Annotated in this window: 17 protein-coding genes; 10 read left to right on the forward strand and 7 right to left on the reverse strand. The window is 70.5% G+C overall.

Annotation, left to right across the window (positions count from 1 at the left end):
- Window positions 1-19: 19 nt before the first annotated feature.
- Together I7X12_RS04545 and I7X12_RS04550 are read right to left on the reverse strand one after the other, a co-directional pair.
- Complete coding sequence (locus I7X12_RS04545; protein WP_198062681.1) at window positions 20-937, reverse strand: class 1 fructose-bisphosphatase; 918 nt, start codon at window positions 935-937, stop codon at window positions 20-22.
- Complete coding sequence (locus tag I7X12_RS04550) at window positions 934-1,740, reverse strand: class I fructose-bisphosphate aldolase (RefSeq protein ID WP_198062682.1); 807 nt, start codon at window positions 1,738-1,740, stop codon at window positions 934-936. The genes I7X12_RS04545 and I7X12_RS04550 overlap by 4 nt, the downstream gene beginning before the upstream one ends.
- 272 nt (window positions 1,741-2,012) lie before the next feature.
- Between I7X12_RS04550 and I7X12_RS04555 the strand changes: the two genes are divergently transcribed.
- Window positions 2,013-2,873 (forward strand): 3-hydroxyacyl-CoA dehydrogenase family protein, encoded by an 861-nt coding sequence (locus tag I7X12_RS04555; protein ID WP_198062683.1) that lies wholly within the window; start codon window positions 2,013-2,015, stop codon window positions 2,871-2,873.
- 84 nt (window positions 2,874-2,957) lie between these two features.
- Complete coding sequence (locus tag I7X12_RS04560) at window positions 2,958-4,310, forward strand: hypothetical protein (RefSeq protein ID WP_198062684.1); 1,353 nt, start codon at window positions 2,958-2,960, stop codon at window positions 4,308-4,310.
- Window positions 4,311-4,540: 230 nt separating this feature from the next.
- Here the strand turns inward: I7X12_RS04560 and I7X12_RS04565 are convergent, their stop codons facing one another.
- Window positions 4,541-5,533: an aldo/keto reductase gene (locus I7X12_RS04565; protein WP_198062685.1), complete on the reverse strand. Its 993-nt coding sequence runs from the start codon at window positions 5,531-5,533 to the stop codon at window positions 4,541-4,543.
- 127 nt (window positions 5,534-5,660) lie between these two features.
- Here I7X12_RS04565 and I7X12_RS04570 point away from each other — a divergent pair, with 127 nt between their 5' ends.
- The 4 genes from I7X12_RS04570 to I7X12_RS04585 all read left to right on the forward strand — a co-directional run bounded on the left by I7X12_RS04570 (window position 5,661) and on the right by I7X12_RS04585 (window position 8,773).
- Window positions 5,661-6,554: a winged helix-turn-helix domain-containing protein gene (locus tag I7X12_RS04570; RefSeq protein WP_198062686.1), complete on the forward strand. Its 894-nt coding sequence runs from the start codon at window positions 5,661-5,663 to the stop codon at window positions 6,552-6,554.
- 51 nt (window positions 6,555-6,605) lie between these two features.
- Window positions 6,606-7,772 carry an acyl-CoA dehydrogenase family protein gene (locus I7X12_RS04575; protein ID WP_198062687.1) on the forward strand — a complete coding sequence of 389 codons (1,167 nt, stop codon included), beginning with the start codon at window positions 6,606-6,608 and terminating at the stop codon, window positions 7,770-7,772.
- A 70-nt stretch (window positions 7,773-7,842) separates the two neighbouring features.
- Window positions 7,843-8,115 carry a type II toxin-antitoxin system HicB family antitoxin gene (locus I7X12_RS04580; RefSeq protein WP_198062688.1) on the forward strand — a complete coding sequence of 91 codons (273 nt, stop codon included), beginning with the start codon at window positions 7,843-7,845 and terminating at the stop codon, window positions 8,113-8,115.
- A gap of 175 nt (window positions 8,116-8,290) precedes the next feature.
- Window positions 8,291-8,773, forward strand: a complete 483-nt coding sequence (locus I7X12_RS04585) for a hypothetical protein (protein WP_198062689.1) — start codon at window positions 8,291-8,293, stop codon at window positions 8,771-8,773.
- A 32-nt stretch (window positions 8,774-8,805) separates the two neighbouring features.
- Here I7X12_RS04585 and I7X12_RS04590 read toward each other — a convergent pair whose 3' ends face one another.
- From I7X12_RS04590 to I7X12_RS04605, 4 genes are all read right to left on the reverse strand, one after another.
- On the reverse strand, window positions 8,806-9,231 hold the full coding sequence (locus I7X12_RS04590) for a universal stress protein (protein ID WP_198062690.1): 426 nt from the start codon (window positions 9,229-9,231) through the stop codon (window positions 8,806-8,808).
- Window positions 9,232-9,313: 82 nt separating this feature from the next.
- Window positions 9,314-10,477 carry an inorganic phosphate transporter gene (locus tag I7X12_RS04595; protein WP_198062691.1) on the reverse strand — a complete coding sequence of 388 codons (1,164 nt, stop codon included), beginning with the start codon at window positions 10,475-10,477 and terminating at the stop codon, window positions 9,314-9,316.
- 131 nt (window positions 10,478-10,608) lie between these two features.
- Entirely contained in the window at window positions 10,609-10,899 is a 291-nt protein-coding gene (locus tag I7X12_RS04600) for a DUF5789 family protein (RefSeq protein ID WP_198062692.1), read from the reverse strand.
- Between the two features lie 69 nt (window positions 10,900-10,968).
- Complete coding sequence (locus I7X12_RS04605) at window positions 10,969-12,054, reverse strand: tubulin/FtsZ family protein (protein ID WP_198062693.1); 1,086 nt, start codon at window positions 12,052-12,054, stop codon at window positions 10,969-10,971.
- Window positions 12,055-12,134: 80 nt separating this feature from the next.
- On the opposite strand from I7X12_RS04605, the gene I7X12_RS04610 reads away from it, so the two are divergent.
- The 4 genes from I7X12_RS04610 (at window position 12,135) to I7X12_RS04625 (ending at window position 17,635) form a co-directional block, all read left to right on the forward strand.
- Window positions 12,135-12,830 carry a DUF7310 family coiled-coil domain-containing protein gene (locus tag I7X12_RS04610; RefSeq protein ID WP_198062694.1) on the forward strand — a complete coding sequence of 232 codons (696 nt, stop codon included), beginning with the start codon at window positions 12,135-12,137 and terminating at the stop codon, window positions 12,828-12,830.
- 6 nt (window positions 12,831-12,836) lie between these two features.
- On the forward strand, window positions 12,837-13,322 hold the full coding sequence (locus tag I7X12_RS04615; protein WP_198062695.1) for a DUF7311 family protein: 486 nt from the start codon (window positions 12,837-12,839) through the stop codon (window positions 13,320-13,322).
- A 564-nt stretch (window positions 13,323-13,886) separates the two neighbouring features.
- Complete coding sequence (locus I7X12_RS04620; RefSeq protein ID WP_198062696.1) at window positions 13,887-15,851, forward strand: ATPase, T2SS/T4P/T4SS family; 1,965 nt, start codon at window positions 13,887-13,889, stop codon at window positions 15,849-15,851.
- The gene (locus I7X12_RS04625; RefSeq protein WP_198062697.1) at window positions 15,848-17,635 is read left to right on the forward strand and encodes a type II secretion system protein; all 1,788 of its coding nucleotides are present in this window, start codon (window positions 15,848-15,850) and stop codon (window positions 17,633-17,635) included. The genes I7X12_RS04620 and I7X12_RS04625 overlap by 4 nt, the downstream gene beginning before the upstream one ends.
- Window positions 17,636-17,638: the final 3 nt, after the last annotated feature.

Raw genomic sequence — 17,638 nt, forward strand, 5'->3', positions numbered from 1 at the left:
CGTCTCTCCGACGGCCGAGTTACGACAGCGTCGCTTCCACGCGGTCGACCAGTTCATCGTTCCCGAGGTAGACGGGGCTGCGCGCGTGGAGCCGGTCGGGGTCGCTCTCGAACAGATCGCCGTAGCCGGCGGAGGCGCGACCGCCCGCGGCCTCGACGACGAAGCCGACGGGGGCGCACTCGAAGCAGTAGCGGAGCTTGCCCTCCGGTGCGTCGGCGAGCTCGGGGTAAGCGAAGACGCCACCGTGGGTGAGCACCTGCATCACGTCGGCGATAAAGGCGCCGCCGTAGCGGAGCTTCAGCCGGTCGGCCTCCAGATCCTCGACGGCGGCGGTGACGCCGTCGGTCCAGTCGGGACGGCGGCCGCCGAAGGCGTAGACCGTGGGGTCGTCGGGCAGCGTGAGGTCCTCGCGGAGGAGCTTGCGGCCCTCGCCATCCTCGTCGGCGCTCTCCCCGGCACCGTCCTCGATCAGGTACTCGTCGACGGTCTCGCCGTCGGAGACGACCATCGTCGTGTTGGGGCCGTAGAGGACGAACGCGGCGGCGACGAGGTGGTCGCCGCCCGTCGGGACCGGTTCGTCGTAGACGCTGACGATGGTGCCCATCGGGTTGTTCGACGTGAGATTCGAGGAGCCGTCGAGCGGGTCCAGCGCGAGGTGGTACTCGCCGCCGTCGTCGGCCTCCCGAGCGGACTCCCGCTCCTCGGAGGCGTAGCTCCCGACCGAATCGAGCGCGAGCAGGCGCTCGCAGAACAGCTCGTCGGCGTACTCGTCGGCGGCTCGGACCTTCTCGCCGCTGGGGTTGTGCCCCTCGACGTACGCTCGGCGCTCGGGTAGCGCCTCGCGGACCTCCGCGGCTGTGTCACGGACCACGTCGAAGACGGCGTCGACGGTCGGGTGGCCGACCCAGTCGGCCGAAGGTGGGAGTTGCTGGCTCATGGTTTGGGGGTGGCCGCGTCGAGGGCCTCCTCGACCGAGGCCTCCTCGTAGATGACTTCCTCCAGCGCGTCGAGCAAGGCGATCGGATCCTCGCGCTGCCAGACGTTGCGGCCGACGGCGAGGCCGGCGCCGCCGGCGTCGATGACGCTCTTGACGCTCTCGAGGAACTCGCGGTCGCTCGTCTTCGACCCGCCGGACATGAGCACCTTCGTCGGACCTGCCATCCGGGTGACCGTCTCCATGGCCTCCTTGCTACCGGGGTACTTGACCTTGGCAATGTCGGCGCCGAGCTCCAGTCCGAGGCGGGCGGCGTAGGCGATGGTCTCCTCGCTCGTGTCGTTCTTGACGGCCTGGCCGCGGGCGTACGACCACATCACGACCGGCAGGTCGTACTCTCGGGCTTTCTCCTGGACCTCGCGGAACTCCTCGAACATCTCGACCTCGCCGTTGACGCCGGGGTAGACGGTGAAACCGATCGCCTCTGCACCGAGTTCCTCGGCGGCGTATTCGACGGAACAGTTGATTGCGCTGTCGGGCTCGCCCATCCAGAGGTTGGAAGTGCCGTTGAGCTTGGCGAGCAGCGATACGTCGTCCTCGTAGGACGGGTAGTACGCTTCCGCGATCCCCTTCCCGACGGCCAGCGACGTGACGGCTGGGTGTGTGGCGACATCGAAGACGTGTTCCGGGTCCGCGCTCTCGGGCTGGGGGTCGAAGTCGACCGGCCCGTGTTCGATACCGTGGTCGTACGCCAAAACGAGTGCCTTCCCGTCCCGCGTCACCGGAGCGTCTGCGATGGGGCGCATTACGAACAATCGTACACGGACCGAACGTATATATCTTCTTTCTGACATTATTTACTACCGGCCGAGTAAACGATTCGAGCATGCGTGACCTTCCCAATCGCTCGGGCGGCCGAAATCGGCCGATTCGAAGTAACCGGGAGGTTCGGTCGGTCGAGGCGGCGAGTACCTGAGTAGTGCTCGACATGTATCGTGGCCGCCGATCGAGGGGGTGTCTGCCGAACCCGATCACCGGTCGGGAGTAGGCTTACGCCGCCGGCGGGCGCAGGTGGGGTATGCGCGAACTCGAAGCGGTCGACACCGTCGGCGTCGTCGGCGCCGGTACCATGGGGAGCGGCATCGCGCAGGTCGCAACCCAGTCGGGCTACGACGTGGTGCTCCGGGACGTGGAAGACCATCTCGTCGAGGGGGGAATCGAGACCCTCGTCGGCGGACTCGACCGCCTCGTCGAGAAGGAGACCATCTCGAAGGGCGAAGCCGAGCGGATGCGCGAACGCGTGACGGGGACGACGGATCTGGACGACCTGGCCGAGGCGGATCTCGTGATCGAGGCCGTCGTCGAGGACGTCGACGTGAAACGCGACGTGTTCGCCGACCTGGACGAGGTGACCGACGACGACGTGGTCCTCGCCACCAACACCAGCACGCTCTCGATCACGACCATCGCCACCGCCACCGACCGGCCGGCCAGCGTGGTCGGGCTCCATTTCATGAATCCCGTTCCCGTCATGGAGGGCGTGGAGGTGGTCGTCGGCGAGAAGACCGACTCCGCCGTGGTGGAGTTCGCTCACGACTTCGCCGAAGCGCTCGGCAAGGAGACCTGGGAGGCCGACGACAAGCCCGGGTTCGTCACCAACCGGATCCTGATGCCGTGGATCAACGAGGGGATCCGCGCCTACGACGAAGGCGTCGCCGCCAAGGCCGACGTCGACCGCGGGATGGAACTCGGGACGAACGTCCCGATGGGCCCGCTCGAACTCGCCGACCACATCGGCCTCGACGTGTGTCTCCACGCCACCGAGACGCTCCACGCGGAACTGGGCGACCGCTACCGGCCCGCGTACCTCCTCAAACGCAAGGTCGAAGCCGGCGACCTCGGCAAGAAGACCGGGACGGGCTTCTACGAGTACGATTAGGGACCGGCGGCCGAGCACGAGACGGTGAAACGACCGTCTGACCCTCCGGAACCCACTTGGGACCGGCGGGTGAGGGGTCGAGTGATGACAGCCAGCCGCCCGACCATCCTCGTCGCGGTCGCCGCCCTCCTGGTCTGCTCGCCGCTCGCGGCGGTCGCGGTCGGCCCTGCGAGCGCCGCGCCACCGCCCGAAGCCGTCTGTGGCGTCTGTGGCCCCGGTCTCGCCGACGCCGCCGAGGGCGCGGGCGTTCCGCTCACAGTCGAGCACGGCGCGGCGACGATCCGCGTCCGCGCGGACGGGAGCGGCCACTGGGACGCCCGCGTCCGGATCGACGACGGCGCGGCCGAACGACTGGCCGCCAACGCGACGCTGCGCGAGCGCGTCGTCCGCGCGAGCCTCGACCGTCGCACCGTCGTCGACGACCCCCGAGACCTCCACACGAGCGTCGAGAACGGTACGCTCGTCGTCACCTTCGCCCAGTCCGGCGTGGCCCACGAGAGCCTCGGCGGCGTCGTCCTCGTCGACTCGCTCGACCCGCGAACTCGACGGGCCGGGCTCGACCTCGACGCCGACGAACTCCGGATCGAGGGGCCCAACGGCACGGTCGTGAGCCGCGCGCCGGCGAGCGCGAGCGTCGAGGGCGGCGCGGCCGTCTGGCGGTCCGACGACGACACGCCGGGGCTCCACGGCGACACCCGGCTGGCGTTTGCACGCTCGGACGACTACGGGGCACGCGCGCTGACGACCGTCGGGTTCGTCGCCTTCGGCGTCAGTCTCGCGGAGCCGAGCGCGCTCGTCCTGGGCGTCCTCCCGGCTCTCGGACTCGGCGCGCTGTTGCTGGCGCTGGGACGCTGGGGTGACGAGCTCCCGGCCGTCGGTTCGTCACGACTCGGAACAGTGCTCGCCGGCGGCAGTGCCGTCGCGGCCGTACTCGCGATGGCGTCGCTCGTCGGCCTCGACCTGCTCGCGCCCGCCGTCGCCGAGACGGTGCTGGTCTTCGCCATGCTGTACGCGGCCGTCGCGAGACTCGCTGCCGACGCGGACTCCGTCTCCCCACGCGCCGCGCTCGGGTGGACGCTCCTGGGGGCCCTGTCCGCGGCCACGATCGCGAGCACCGCCTCGATCGTCGCCCTCCAGACCGCGCTGCTGTCGATCCCCGCCGTGCTCTGGTTCCCGCTCGGCCGCGCCAGCGGGCGGGACCGGACGGTGACCGCCGTCGTCGCGCTGGCGCTGCTGGCGGCACCGTTCGGCGCCGCCCTCCTCTACGCGCCGTCGATGTCGCCGGTGTGGGGACTGCTCGTGTCCGCCGTCACCACCGTCCCGTGGGCCGCCGCGACCGTCGCGTTCGGCGTCCCGCTGTACCTGCTGGGTCGCGGACCGGACGCCGGCGGCCCGCCGGCCGACGACGAACGGCAAGTTCCCGCGAGCGCCGACTGAGCGCGCGGCGGAGAAACTCCGAGCAACGAACCCGCCGTTTTCGGGTGGAGATCCGACCGACAGCGTCGGGACTCGCTGGCTGTGATCTCCGGCTGAAACGCACCTACGGAGCGCTCCCGAGCGCTCCCGACCGGACGGGAGACGACGGCGACGGGCTCCCGCAAGAAGATTTCGGAGTCGTGCGGTCGCGACGGCGCGGTCGGCGAGGGCGCCGCGGTGGCGGCGGCCAGTTACCAGCGGTGGTGGACGTAGTCGGCGACGTGTTGCTCGTAGATGTCGCGGACGGCGCCGTGGGTCTGGTGCGAGAGCGGATCGAGGTCGGCGGCGTCGTCGTTCTCGGCGACGTGGTCGGGCGTGGTGGAACCGGGGATGACCGTCGAGACGGCGTCGTGGTCGAGGATCCAGCGGAGGGTGAACTGCGCCATCGTCGCCTCGTCGGGGACGAACGGTCGCAGGTCGTCGACGGCGGCCAGGCCGTCCTCGAAGGGGACGCCAGCGAACGTCTCGCCGCCCTTGCGGCCGACCCCGGCTTCGACGCCGTCCTCGGCAGCGGTCCGACGGTGGTCGTGCTCACCGAAGTCCTCCGGTCCCTCGAAAGCGTCGGCGAGCAGCCCCGACGCGAGCGGGACGCGGACGATGATCCCGACGTCCGCGTTCGCGGCGCGTTCGAAGAAGCGCTCGGCCGGCCGCTGGCGCAGTGGATTGAAGATGATCTGCACCGACTCGACCACGTCGTACTCGATGGCCTTGTCGGCCTCCTCGACCTTCTCGACGCTGACACCCCCGTGGTCGATCAGGCCCTCCTCCTTGAGGTCTTCCAGCACCCGGAAGTTCTCCGGGTCGTAGAACGCCTCGGTCTCCGGGCAGTGCAGCTGGACGAGATCCAGCGAGTCGACGCCGAGCCGGTCGAGCGAGCCGTCGACCGACGAGCGAAGCCCTTCCTCGGAGTGGCCGCCGTCCTCGTCCGGTGCGGCCTTGGTCGGGACGTAGATCGTTCGGTCGGGGTCCCGTTCGTCGAGCACCTCGTGGATGAGCCGCTCGGCGCGGCCGTCGCCGTACACCTCGGCGGTGTCGACGAAGTTGACGCCGTCGTCCAGCGCCGTGGCGATGGCTTCCTTGGCCTGCTCGTCGGTCACCTCGTCCCACGACGGGCCGACGTTCCAGGTACCGAGGCCGATCTCCGTCACGTCCCAGCCGGTGGAACCGAACTCGCGTGTGTCCATACCCGACGTCTGGGCCGCTCGGGCGAAAAAGGTGGTCGATCCGGTCGATCGTTCCCCTTCACCGCCGGTCGGCGGGGCGTCAGGGCTCCCCCAGAGCTATGTCGATGCCACTCGGAACGGAACGAGTATGCCCGACGACGAGTCGCCGCCGGCAGACGCCGCGGCCGAGGACGCCTTCGCACTCATCGGCAACGAGACGCGCGCGGCGATCCTCCGCGCGCTCGGCCAACGACCCCACGAGGGCGTTTCCTTCTCCGAGCTACGCGAGGCCGTCGATCCCGGCATGGACAGCGGCCAGTTCAACTACCACCTCTCGCAGCTGACCGGCGAGTTCGTCGACCGCGGCGAGGACGGCTACACGATGCGCGCCGAGGGACTCACCCTCTACCGGCTCATCCGCGCGGGCAGCGTCAACCGCCGCGTCTCGCTCGAACCCTTCGAGACCGGCCTCGACTGCTACTTCTGCGGGACACCCGTCGAAGGACGCTACGACGAGGGCAACTTCGAGCTTCGCTGTCCGGGCTGTGACCACGTGTACGCTCACACGCAGTTGCCGCCGAGCGCCGTCGAAACCGGCGACAGGGGCGACCTCCTCGAACGCGTCGACCAGTACAACCGCCACGACATGCTCGCCTACGCCCGCGGCGTCTGCCCGATCTGCGCCAGCGCCCTCGAGTTCGAGTTCGTCGCCGGCGACGAGGTCTGGACCGAGGGGAGCGGTCGCCTCGACGTGTTTCTCGGCTGCCACTGCGACCACTGCGGAAGCTCCCAGTACATGTCGGTCGGCCTCGCGCACCTCTATCACCCCGCGGTCGTCTCCTTCTTCCACGACCACGGCGTCGACGTGACCACTCGCCCCCACTGGGAGCTGGAGTGGGCCATGACCGACGAGTATCTCACCGTCCGCTCGACCGACCCCTGGGAGGTCGCCCTCTCGATCCCCTGCGAGGGCGAGACCCTCGAACTCGTCGTCGACGAGGCCCTGTCGGTCGACGCGACGCGAACCGCTGGCTCGGAGTGATGGATCAGCCGCTGGCGAACAATCAAGGGGCGAGCCGCGGTACGAACTCACATGGACTTCGCCCTCACACAGGAACAGCGCCAGATCCGCGACATGGTCGCGGACTTCGTGGACGAGGAAGTCGTGCCGCGGGCGGCCGAGATCGACGAGACTGACGAGTTCCCGGCCGACCTGATCGAGGAGATGGCCGAACTGGGCCTGCTGGGCATGCCGATCCCCGAGGAGTACGGCGGCGCCGGCCTCGACTATCACGCCTATCCCGAGGCGCTCGTCGAGATCTCCCGTGGTTCGGGCGGCCTCGGCACGGTCGTCGCCGCACACGTCTCGCTGGCCTGTAACATGGTCTACGAGTTCGGGAACGAGGCCCAGCGCGAGCAGTACCTCGTCCCGATGGCCGAGGGCGAGGAGATCGGCGCGTTCGCGCTCTCGGAGCCCGGCGCGGGCAGCGACGTGCCCGCGATGGGGACCACCGCGGAACCGGTCGGCGGCGACGCCGGTGGCGGCGGCGAACCCGATCGCTACGTCCTCGACGGCGAGAAACTGTGGATCTCCAACGGATCCGTCGCCGACACCGTGGTCGTCTTCGCCAAGACCGACCCGGCGGCCGACGGCGGCGGTATCTCGTCGTTTATCATCCGCCCCGAGACGGACGACGGGTTCTACGTCGAGGGCACCGAGGACAAACTCGGCGACAAGGGCTGTCCGACTGCCGAGTTGCGCTTCGACGAGATGGAGATCCCCGCCGAGCGGCGGCTCGGCGAGGAGGGCGCCGGCTTCGTCCAGGCGCTCAAGACGCTCAACGGTGGACGAATCACTATCGCCGCCCGCTCGATCGGCGCGCAGGCCGCGCTGGACGACGCGCTCGAATACGCCGCCGAGCGCGAGCAGTTCGACCAGCCCATCTCGGAGTTCCAGGCCATCCAGCACAAACTCGCGGACATGGACACGAAGATACAGGCGGCTCGCTATCTCATGCACGCTGCGGCCGACAAGAAGATGCGGGGCGACCGTTACGTCAAGGAGGCCGCCCAGGCGAAGCTGTACGCCTCGGAGATGGCTCGGGAAGTGTGCAACGAGGCGATCCAGATCCACGGCGGCTACGGCTACACGAAGGACTTCGCCGTCGAGCGCTACTACCGCGACGCGAAGCTGAACGAAATTTACGAGGGCACCAGCGAGGTGCTCCGGAACACGATCGCCGACCAGCTGTTGGACTGAGTTCGGTTCTCGCGACCCGCACGCCCTTCGGCCCCGAAGCGTTTTCACCGACAGGGGGCCACGTTCGGATATGGCACGCGCCGACACCGGGGCGGGCGAGGAACCCAGAGAGGTCCGGCTCGTCGAGAACCCAGACGGGCAGTGGACCGCTCGCGACCTGCAGGTCGAGGTGTCCGCGCAGGGCGCGACGCGGTCGGCCGCACTGGAGAGTCTGGACGCCGTCGTCGAAGCCGTGGCCGGTAACGGCGGCCACGAGCCCACCGACGACGGACTGCGTGACCTCGGTGTCGACCCCCATACTGCCCAGACACAGGACGACGACCTTCCCGACGTGCTGCAGTGAGGGCGGCTCCCACTCACCGCCGGCGGCGGTCAGTTCGATCTCGGGCCGTAACTAATCCGTCCGCGCCTCGTAGGTGCGACCGGATACCCATGCGCTTGGAGGGGAGAGTCGGCCGACGGGGGAATCGGAAGGAGACCGGACCAGCGCAGAGCGACCGCGGGGGTAGCCGGCCGCGATGGTGAACCCCGCACGCGCCGACGCGCTCGTCGACCTGGCGTACGGCGGGCTGATCGCCGTCTCGATCGTGTTGATCGCGACGGTGAACACGAACGTCGGTGTCGCCTTCGGCGTCGGCGTCTTCGCCGCGTACGTCGTCCACGTCGTCTGGAAGATGGCCCGGTTCGACCCCGACTGGATGACCCGTACCGTCAGAGAGACCGTCGAGGAGACGATGGAGGAGACCGTCGAAGACACCGTGGAGGAGACCGTCGAAGCGACGATGGAGGAGTCGGTCGAAGAGTCTGTCGAGCAGACGGTCGAGGACACCGTCGAGGAATCGGTGGGAGAATCGATGGCGGAGACCGTCGAGCGGGCGGTCGGCGAGCAGCTCGACGAGGTCCAGGCACAGGTCGAGTCGCTCGACGAACGCGTCGATAGGGAGGGGCAACCGGAGGAGGTCGGCGACGCGAACGAGGAGCCCGAGGACAGCCGCGCCTGACCCGGGCGGCCGTATCGGCTCGCCGCCGGCCGCTATCGGACGACGACCACGGGAACCGGCGACCGGCGGAACACCTTCTCGGCGACGTTGCCGACGAACAGCCGTTCGGCGACGGTCCCACCGTGGCTGCCGATGACGACCGTGTCGTACTCCCCGGCGCGGTTGATGATCGCCCGCACCGGATGGCCCAGGGCGACCTCGGTTTCGAGCGCGACGGCGCCCTCGGATTCGTCGGCGATCGCCTCGGCACGCTCGAAGACCGGCTCGGAGTGTTCGCGCGCTGCGGCGTCCACGTCGTCGGCGAGCGCGATCCCGGTCGCTTCCCCCCACAGCGGCGACGGTTCGCCGACGACGTGCAAGACCGTGAACGCGGCGTCGGGATACACCTCGACGGCGTATTCGAGCGCTCGTTCGCTCATCTCCGACCCGTCCATCGGCACGAGGACGCGAGAGATCATGGTCTCCCTACGAGCAGGACGCGTAAAAACCGGAGGTGTCGTTCGGGCGATCGGTCGTGTCCACGACCCAGCGGTGGGTCGCTCAGGCGACCGGGACCAGCGTGAAGAAGACGTAGGCCAGCAGGGTCGACATCGTCGGCCCGATTATCCACATCGAGACGTACTTGACGATGGCGCGGGGGTTGAACAGGTCGCCCGCGTCGAGCACCGCCTCGGGTTCGGCCTCGCCGATCGGTGCCGTCGGGGCCTCGGGTTCGGCCGTCAGCGCACCGGGTTCGATCTCGCGGTCGAGGTCGCCCGCAAGCGCGTCCCGTGCGGCGATGGGGCGAGTCGCCCGTCCCCAGCCGAGGCCGACGATGGTCATCACCGACGCCATGACGAGGCTGATCGGGATGCCGATGTAGGAGAGGGCGGTCGTGACCGTCGAGGCGGTGATCATGACGACGAGCGCAGCCAGCAACGGGATGTCCGAGAGTTCGGAGCCGACCGACTCCATCGTCCGGCGTGCGATCGTGAACCCGCCGAGGCCGATCGCGACGGTCGCGATCGCGATCGCCAGGTCGGGTTCGAGCGCGCGGCTGCTGACCAGCGGCGCGACGGCGTTGGGGACGTTGCTCGCGCCCGCCGAGAAGGCCATGTAACAGCCGATGACGAGCACGACCAGCGTCCCGACGAGTTCGCCGCGACTCGTGTTCGGACCGAGTCCGGGCCGGGGGACCGCGCCGCTGCGGTCGAGCGCGAGCGTCGGTCCCTCGGAGACCTCGATCCGGACGCGGCGGTTGAGTTCGGGGTAGACGTACCGGCCGACGGTCGCCCCGATCCAGAACCCGACGACCGGCGTCACGATCCACCACGAGACGATCCACCCGATCGTCTCGAAATTGGCCGTGTCGGTCGCGAGGCCCAGGCCCGCGATGGCGCCGACCGTCGTCATCGACGTCGGGACGGGCACGCCGAACACGTTGGCGACGAGGATACCGAACCCGATGAAAAAGAGGACCGCCACCCCCGCGCCGAGCGAGATCTCCGTCGTGACGATCCCGCCGCTGAGCGTGTCCATGACGTTCCGACCGACCGTCCACCCGCCTAAAAACACGAACAGCGTCATCAGCCCGGCGGCCGTGACCTTCCGGAGGATCCGGGCGCCGACCGCCGGCCCCCACGCGATTCCCGTCGACGATCCCCCGATATTGAATCCGACGAACACCGACGCGATCACCCCCACGAGCAGCACGGTCCGGACCATCGTCTGGGAGAAAAGCGCGCGACGACAACGTAATTATGCGCTCGCTACGGCCGGTAGGCCCCGCGTCTCGACGTCGGGGCACGACCGTGTGGCGCGACGGCGATCCGGGAGCGACGACGAGATGGGAGGGCTCACTCCTCGGCCGTGGGGATCGGACCGGTGCCGACGACCGCGCGGACAGCCTCGGTGAACTCCTGGCGCGTCTCGAAGTAGGGCGTGTCGACCTCGTCCATCACGTCGGCCAGGTTTCGAGGACCGTCGGGGGTGCGGATCGTGCTGTCGCCCTCGCGCTCGACGATGTCGCTGTGGGCGGCGCCCCAGTTCAGGCGCGAGGTGACGCGCGCGAGGGGCGCACCCTCGACCGGTTCGCCCTCGCCGAGCTCGACCGCGGGTTCCTCCGCTTCGGAGTCGTCGTCAGCCATACCCGTGGATTCCCAGGCCCCGCGATTAGAGCTTTCGCTTCCAGACGGCGGGAGACGTAGACGAGGGAGTCAGAACAGGTCGTCGAGTTCCTCGTTGAGGAACGCTTCCTTGGCCTCGCCGCGCCCGTCGTTTTTCGACTCGTGAGCCTCCTTGGCCCGTTGCATGAACTCGTCGATACGGTTGGAGCGTTCGACGCCACCCAGCAGGACCAGCGCGGCGATGCGCTCGGAGTCGAGCGGGAAGTCCCCGCCGCGGACCTGCATGCTGCCGGTCTCCTCCTCGATCCACGAGCGGGCGCGCTCGACGCCCTTCCGGGAGATGCGCTCGGGCTGGCCGGCGACGACGAGCAGCCCCGTCTCCGCCTCGACGACGTTCGGGACGCTCGTCCCCGTCAGGAGGGCGTTGCGCGTGGTCGAGGTGATCGCGTTGACGTTCTCGCCGGCGTCCTCGCTGGCGGCGGCGCTGGCGTAGCCCAACACGGCCATGCCGCCGGGGCGGAGGGTGTTGATGATCTCCGAGGAGTCGACGACGCTCTCGGCGACCTCGTCGACGGCGTCGATCTCGCCGGAGGCAAAGAGGAGGCCGAGTCGCTGTGCGATGTTGTCGTTGATCTCGGCGAAGCCCTCTTCCATGGACTCGCCGGCGGTGCGCCAGGCGTCGTTGTCGATCAGCAACAGGGAGTCGGCCTCGCGCGCGACGGTCTTGAGCGACCGGCCGGCGTTGGCCTGGTAGATGGCGCCCTCGTCGCGGCCGGGGAGGATGCCGGTGACGTAGACGGGGATATCGTGGATGCGCTTGAGTTCGCGGGCGAGGGCGGGCGCGCCGCCGGAGCCGGTGCCGCCGCCGAGACCGGCGACGATGACGACGGCCTCGGCGTCGGTGGAGAGCTTCGCGTCGAGGCCGTCCATCACTTCCGTCGCCTCGTCTTGCATGATCTCCGCGCCGAGTTCGTTGTCGCCGCCGACCCCGTGGCCCTTCACGCGGTCGCGCCCGACGAGCATCGTATCGATATCGAGATTCTGCAGGTCCGCCTCGGCGGTGTTGACCGCCATCGCCCCCTGAACGGCGCCAAAGCCCATATCGTAATCGTACTCGGCCAGTCGCTGGGTCACCTTGCCCCCGGCCTGGCCGACACCAATCAGGACGACTTTCATATCACTACCCTCGGAGTAGTGGTTATTCAACGTTGGGTCCGACCGAGGGTTCAAGTGCGGTGACGGGACCACCGCGGCCCATGTCCGAGCGAGACCTCGACGCGCGACTCGACGCCGTCGAACGCGCGCTGACCGACGGCGACGCCGACCTGCGAGAGCTGCGCGAGGCCGGCGCCGTCACCGACGACCTCCAGACGCTCGAGGAGCGCCTCGACACCGTCGAGTCCCGACTGGACGAACTCGAAGCCGGGCTGGAAGCCGTCCGCGGCTACGCGGGCAACGTCCGCGCCGTCAACCGCGAGGTCGAACGCCGCGCCAGCGCCGCCCTCGCGAAGGCCGAGACCGTCGAAGCCGCCGTCGACCGCGGCGGGTCACACCGGGATCGACCCGACGAGCGCGCTCACGACCAGGCACCCGACCGCACCCACCGCGTCGATCGCCCCGACGGCGCGCACGCGAAGCGAACGGACCGAGCGTCGACGGGATCGACCGGGAGGAGGCTCGATCCATCGTCGACGGGTCGGAACGAAGCGACGAGCGCGGATCGCGATCCGACCGGGGCGGACGCACCCGACCACCGCGGCGGTAACCGGCACACCGGTCGCGGCAGGCCCGACGACCCCGGTGGCGGTACCGACCGTCGGAACCACGACCGCGCGAACCGCGACGACGACCGGTCTCGGCGAGACGGGTCGCCGGACTCGTCCCAGGAGTCGGACTCGGACTCGGACAGCGGGACCGAACAGTTCATCGAGCGCGTCCGCGACGCGCTGTAGGCCGTGGTGAGAGTCGCGTTCACCGTCGTCCTGCTCGTGGCGGTCGCCGGGGTCGCCGTGCCGGCGGTCGAGTACGCGGGCGTCCAGCGGAGCGACACCGCCGTCCGCGACGCGGTCGACCGCATCGTTTCGGAGGCGCGATCGCTCGCGACCGGAAACAGCGTTCTCCCGCCGGACGCCGGTCCCGCACGGCGGTCGGTCACCGTCGAGTTCCCCACCGACGGGTTGGTTAGCGCCGGAGTCGAGCGGTTCCGCGTCGGTCGGTTGGATCGGCCCGGGAGTTCGGTGACGCCGTCGCGTTCGAGCGAGCGCGCCGACCCGGCCGCCACCGGGTTTACCTGGCGTGTCGGCGGCGGGACCGAACACACCGTGGTCGTCGACGGCGTCCGGATCCGGACGGCACCGACCGAGCGGCTCCGGGTCGGCGGTGAGACGCGGCTGACCCTGACGCTGGTCGCCGTCGACGGCCGGGCGGTCGTCCGGGTCCGATAGTAGTCAGTGTGTGTTGCGAATGTATCGCGAGTTTCTGGTTGTGCTGGGGCGTAACGAAGTCGAGTGACAGCAACCGCACTCACCGGGGACAGCAACCGATGAAAGCCCTCGGCGCGCTCGCTCACGGGTCGCTTCGCTCGCCGGAAGACTCGCTCCGCTCGTCTTCCGAGCCTGCGCTCACTTCGTTCGCGCAGACCCCGTTCGCGTTGACGAGGTCTCCCTGCGGTCGACCTCGCTCTCGCGGTCGCTGAGCGGGATATCCTCGCGGCCTCCGGCCGCTTCGGATAGGACCCGCTCAGACGACTGAAGTAGACGCGAGCGCGCCTCGCCCTTTCAGTCCACCAGGACCGGAACAAGAGACCGCCCCGCACAGCACCGCAGATAGCCACGAGCCTCCCCAACCGATTCGCTCACTCCGTTCGCTCATCCCTCGCACGATGCTGTCGCGACACGAGAGTCGCGACAGCGCGCGCCACCGCAGTTGCTCACTCCCTCACCTGCACTGAACACGCCGTCCGGGTCCGGCGCGAAGGTTGAAATACGAGCGAGCGACCACCGCCGGTCATGAACGCACTGCTGTCGCGACTCCGCGGGGGCGGCGACGAAGACGCTTGCGAGTGTCGCCCCGCTTTCGAGGGGGACCGACTGGTCGTCGACGCGAGCGACTGCCCCGACGGCGGCCGCCTGGCGTCGTCGGCCGACTGTCGCGAGACGGTCGTCGAAGCGCTCACCGACCGCGACGCCGAGACGGTCGTGACGCGCGCGGACGGAACGGTTCGAGCGTACGAGGACGAGGCGGCGGCGCTGCTGACGGCGGCCGGTCGGTTCGCCGACGCCGCCGCGTTCCACGACGAGCGCCTCGCCGCGAGGGCGCGCCGTGACCCGCTCGCGGCTGCACGGGAAGCGACCGGCCGGGCCGGCCCCGTCGAACGGGTCGCCACCGAGACGGGGCTGGCCGAGGGCGCGGCGCGAGCGGAGGGGTACGACGACGTGCTCCGACCGTTCGTCGGGCCGACGGTCAGCCGTTCCAGAGTGGCTGCGCGGCCGCCGAGCGACGCCCGCCTGCGCGACCGGCAGGCGCTCGACGGCGGCGGACTCGTGCGGATCTACGAGCGACCCACCGACGCGCTGGCGACCTACCACCTCGAACCGGTCGAAGCGCGCTTCGACGAGGCGACGGCAGCGACGCTCTCGGCCGCCTACGACCGACTCGCCGGCGGCGAGGTCGGTGGCGCCGGACTCACGGATACCGAGGTCGCGGACGCCGAGCGGGCACCGGGCCGCGCCGCCCGGGCGGTCGCCGACGAGGACGACCCCGTGGAAGATATCGCGGCCGTCCTGCACAAACACGCCCGCGGATACGGCGTCGTTGCGGATCTCTTCACCGACCCGCGTGTCTCCGACGTGTTCGCCACGGCACCGGTCGCGGCGCGGCCGCTGCGGGTCCGTGTCGACGGCGAGGCGATGCGGACGAACGTCAGACTCACCGACGAGGGCGCCGCGGCGCTGGCCTCTCGGTTCCGTCGCGAAAGCGGGCGGGCCTTCTCCGGGGCCGACCCGACGCTGGACGCCGCCGTCGCGACCGGCGACCGCCGGGTGCGCGTGGCCGCCGTGACCGACCCCGTCAGCGACGGTGTCGCCTTCGCCTTCCGCGCGGGCGACCGTGCGGCCTGGACGCTGCCGGCGCTTGTCGCCAACGGGACGATGCCCGCCGACGCCGCCGCCCTGCTGTCCGTTGCGGTCGAACGGGGCGCTGCCAGCCTCGTCGCCGGCCCGCGCGGCGCCGGGAAGACGACCTGTCTGAGCGCGCTGCTGTGGGAGATCCCCGTCGAGACCCGTGCGGTCGTCATCGAGGACACGCCCGAACTCCCGGTCGACGCGCTCCAGTCGGGCGGCCGCGACGTGCAGGCGCTCCGGAGTTCGCTCGACGACGCCGGGACGAGCCCGACGGAGGCGCTCCGGACGGCGCTCAGACTCGGCAGCGGCGCGCTCGTCGTCGGCGAGATCCGGGGCGAGGAGGCCGGGACGCTCTACGAGGCGATGCGCGTCGGCGCCAACGACGGCGCCGTCCTCGGGACGATCCACGGCGACGGCGGCGCGGCCGTCCGCGAGCGCGTCGTCGCCGACCTAGGGGTCCCCGAGAGCTCGTTCGCCGCGACGGATGTCCTGGTCACGCTCGAAGCCGCCGAGCGCGAGGACGGTACCCAGCGTCGCGTCCGCGCGATCGAGGAGGTCGAACGGACCGGCGGCGGCCGTGGAGACGCCGGCGACGAGCGGGGGTCCGGCGGCGCCGAGACCGTCGAGTTCGTTTCGCTCTACGAGCGCGACGGCGACGGGCTGGGGTCGACCGACCGGATCGAACGGGGCAACAGCCGGCTGGTCGCCGCGCTGGCGCGGCCCGGAGAGAGCTACGCCGATCTCAGAGCGGAACTGTCGGCGCGGACGGAGTGGCTCGACGGCCTCGCCACGACCGGCCGGACAGACCCCGAAACGGTCGAGCGAGCGCGCGTCGAGCGGGTAGAAGCGTGACGACCGACGCCCGAGGTGCAGACGAGCGGGAACCGCGAATCTCGCGGACACCGGCGGACCGGGCTGGCGCGACCCGGGAGAGCGACGGCCGATTCGTCGCGGCCGTCGAAGCGCTCGCGATCGCAGCACCGTGGGACCCCAGGCAGGACCCGGAACTCGCGCGGGCGGTCGAGTTCCTCGGCTGGGACCTCGACGCGGAGACGGTCCTGCGAGCGGGCGACGGCGCCGGTATCGCCGCGGCGGTCGCGGTCGCCGTACCGCTGGCACTGGTCCTGGGAGCGCCGTCGGTGGCCGTGGCCGCGGGGCTACTGGTCGGACTCGGCGTCGCGGCCGTCGCGCGATACGTCCCCCGCGGGCTGGCGACTGCCCGGCGGACCCGCGCACTCGGGACGGCGCCGGAACTCGTCAGCAGCGTCGTCCTGCGGATGCGACTGGCGCCGACGACCGAGACGGCGGCCGCGTTCGCCGCCGAGACGGGCGACGGACGCCTCGCTCGGAGTCTGGGGGCGCACGTGCGGCGAGCGCGCGGGACCGGTCGTTCGGGGCTGTCGTCGTTCGCCGACGAGTGGGCCGAGTGGTTCCCGGCGCTGCGGCGCGCGCTCACGCTCGTCGAGTCGGCGGGCTCGGCCGAACCGGAGGAGCGCGAGCGGGCGTTAGACAGCGCGCTCGACGTGACGCTAGCGGGGACTCGCGAATCGATGGCCGAGTTCGCGGCCGGGATCCAGGGACCTGCGACCGCACTGTACGCGTTCGGCGTGTTGCTCCCGCTGGCGCTGGTCGCCCTTCTCCCGACTGCCGGTACCGTGGGTCTGGAGGTTCCGTTGGCGGCCGTCGTCGTCGGCTACGACCTGGTCTTGCCCACGGCGCTACTGGTCGCCAGCGCGTGGCTGCTCGCGCGCCGACCCGTCGCGTTCCCACCGACACCGGTCCCCCGATCGCATCCCGAGGTGCCGGACAACCGGTGGCCCGCCCTCGTCGCGGGGGCGGCAGCGGGTGGGGGTGCCTGGCTCGTCGTCACCCGGCTCGCGTCGTCGTGGACGGCGCTCGTGGCGACACCCGCCGTCGGGGTCGGCGTCGCACTGGTCGTCATCTACCGACCGATGACCGCCGTCCGCGACCACGTCGCGGCCGTCGAATCGGGCCTGCCCGACGCGCTGTATCTGGTCGGTCGCGAGGTCGACCGCGGTCGGTCGGTCGAAGTCGCGTCGGACGACGCGGTCGAGCTGCTGGACTCGGCGGCCGGCGAGGTGTTCGCCGACGCCGTCCGCCAGCAGCGACAGGTTCGGGCGGGCGTCCGCGAATCGTTCCTCGGCGAGCACGGGGCGCTCGCGACGGTGCCGAGCGAGCGCGCCCGAGCCACCGCGGAGTTGCTCGCCGTCGCCGCCTCCGAAGGGCGTCCGGCGGGACCGGCCATCGTCGCGATGGCCGACCACCTCGACGACCTGCAGAGCGTCGAGCGAACGATCCGCCGCGACCTGGAACGGGTCACGTCGACGCTCGCGAACACGGCGGCGGTGTTCGGCCCGCTCGTCGGCGGCGCGACCGTCACGCTCGCCGAGCAGATGAGCAGCGACGGCCCGCTGACGACCGCCGTGTCGCCTGCGGCCCTCGGTCTCGCCGTCGGCGCGTACGTGCTGGCGCTCGCCGTGATCCTGACGACGCTCGCGACTGGGCTCGAACGGGGTCTCGACCGTTCGCTGGTCGGCTACCGCGTCGGCCGCGCACTCTGTCTGGCGAGCACCGTCTTCGTCGCCGGCCTCGTCGGGACGGGGTGGCTCGTCTGAACC

Source organism: Halosimplex litoreum (genome assembly GCF_016065055.1).
In the GTDB taxonomy this organism is placed as follows: Archaea; Halobacteriota; Halobacteria; order Halobacteriales; family Haloarculaceae; genus Halosimplex; species Halosimplex litoreum.

Bases quoted from the DNA above. Each gene is read 5' to 3' on its own strand.
- I7X12_RS04555 (WP_198062683.1), top strand. From the start codon at position 2,013: ATGCGCGAACTCGAAGCGGTCGACACCGTCGGCGTCGTCGGCGCCGGT.
- I7X12_RS04565 (WP_198062685.1), bottom strand. From the start codon at position 5,533: ATGGACACACGCGAGTTCGGTTCCACCGGCTGGGACGTGACGGAGATC.
- I7X12_RS04580 (WP_198062688.1), top strand. From the start codon at position 7,843: ATGGCACGCGCCGACACCGGGGCGGGCGAGGAACCCAGAGAGGTCCGG.
- I7X12_RS04600 (WP_198062692.1), bottom strand. From the start codon at position 10,899: ATGGCTGACGACGACTCCGAAGCGGAGGAACCCGCGGTCGAGCTCGGC.
- I7X12_RS04605 (WP_198062693.1), bottom strand. From the start codon at position 12,054: ATGAAAGTCGTCCTGATTGGTGTCGGCCAGGCCGGGGGCAAGGTGACC.
- I7X12_RS04550 (WP_198062682.1), bottom strand. From the start codon at position 1,740: ATGCGCCCCATCGCAGACGCTCCGGTGACGCGGGACGGGAAGGCACTC.
- I7X12_RS04560 (WP_198062684.1), top strand. From the start codon at position 2,958: ATGACAGCCAGCCGCCCGACCATCCTCGTCGCGGTCGCCGCCCTCCTG.
- I7X12_RS04610 (WP_198062694.1), top strand. From the start codon at position 12,135: ATGTCCGAGCGAGACCTCGACGCGCGACTCGACGCCGTCGAACGCGCG.
- I7X12_RS04590 (WP_198062690.1), bottom strand. From the start codon at position 9,231: ATGATCTCTCGCGTCCTCGTGCCGATGGACGGGTCGGAGATGAGCGAA.
- I7X12_RS04575 (WP_198062687.1), top strand. From the start codon at position 6,606: ATGGACTTCGCCCTCACACAGGAACAGCGCCAGATCCGCGACATGGTC.
- I7X12_RS04585 (WP_198062689.1), top strand. From the start codon at position 8,291: ATGGTGAACCCCGCACGCGCCGACGCGCTCGTCGACCTGGCGTACGGC.
- I7X12_RS04620 (WP_198062696.1), top strand. From the start codon at position 13,887: ATGAACGCACTGCTGTCGCGACTCCGCGGGGGCGGCGACGAAGACGCT.
- I7X12_RS04545 (WP_198062681.1), bottom strand. From the start codon at position 937: ATGAGCCAGCAACTCCCACCTTCGGCCGACTGGGTCGGCCACCCGACC.
- I7X12_RS04570 (WP_198062686.1), top strand. From the start codon at position 5,661: ATGCCCGACGACGAGTCGCCGCCGGCAGACGCCGCGGCCGAGGACGCC.
- I7X12_RS04595 (WP_198062691.1), bottom strand. From the start codon at position 10,477: ATGGTCCGGACCGTGCTGCTCGTGGGGGTGATCGCGTCGGTGTTCGTC.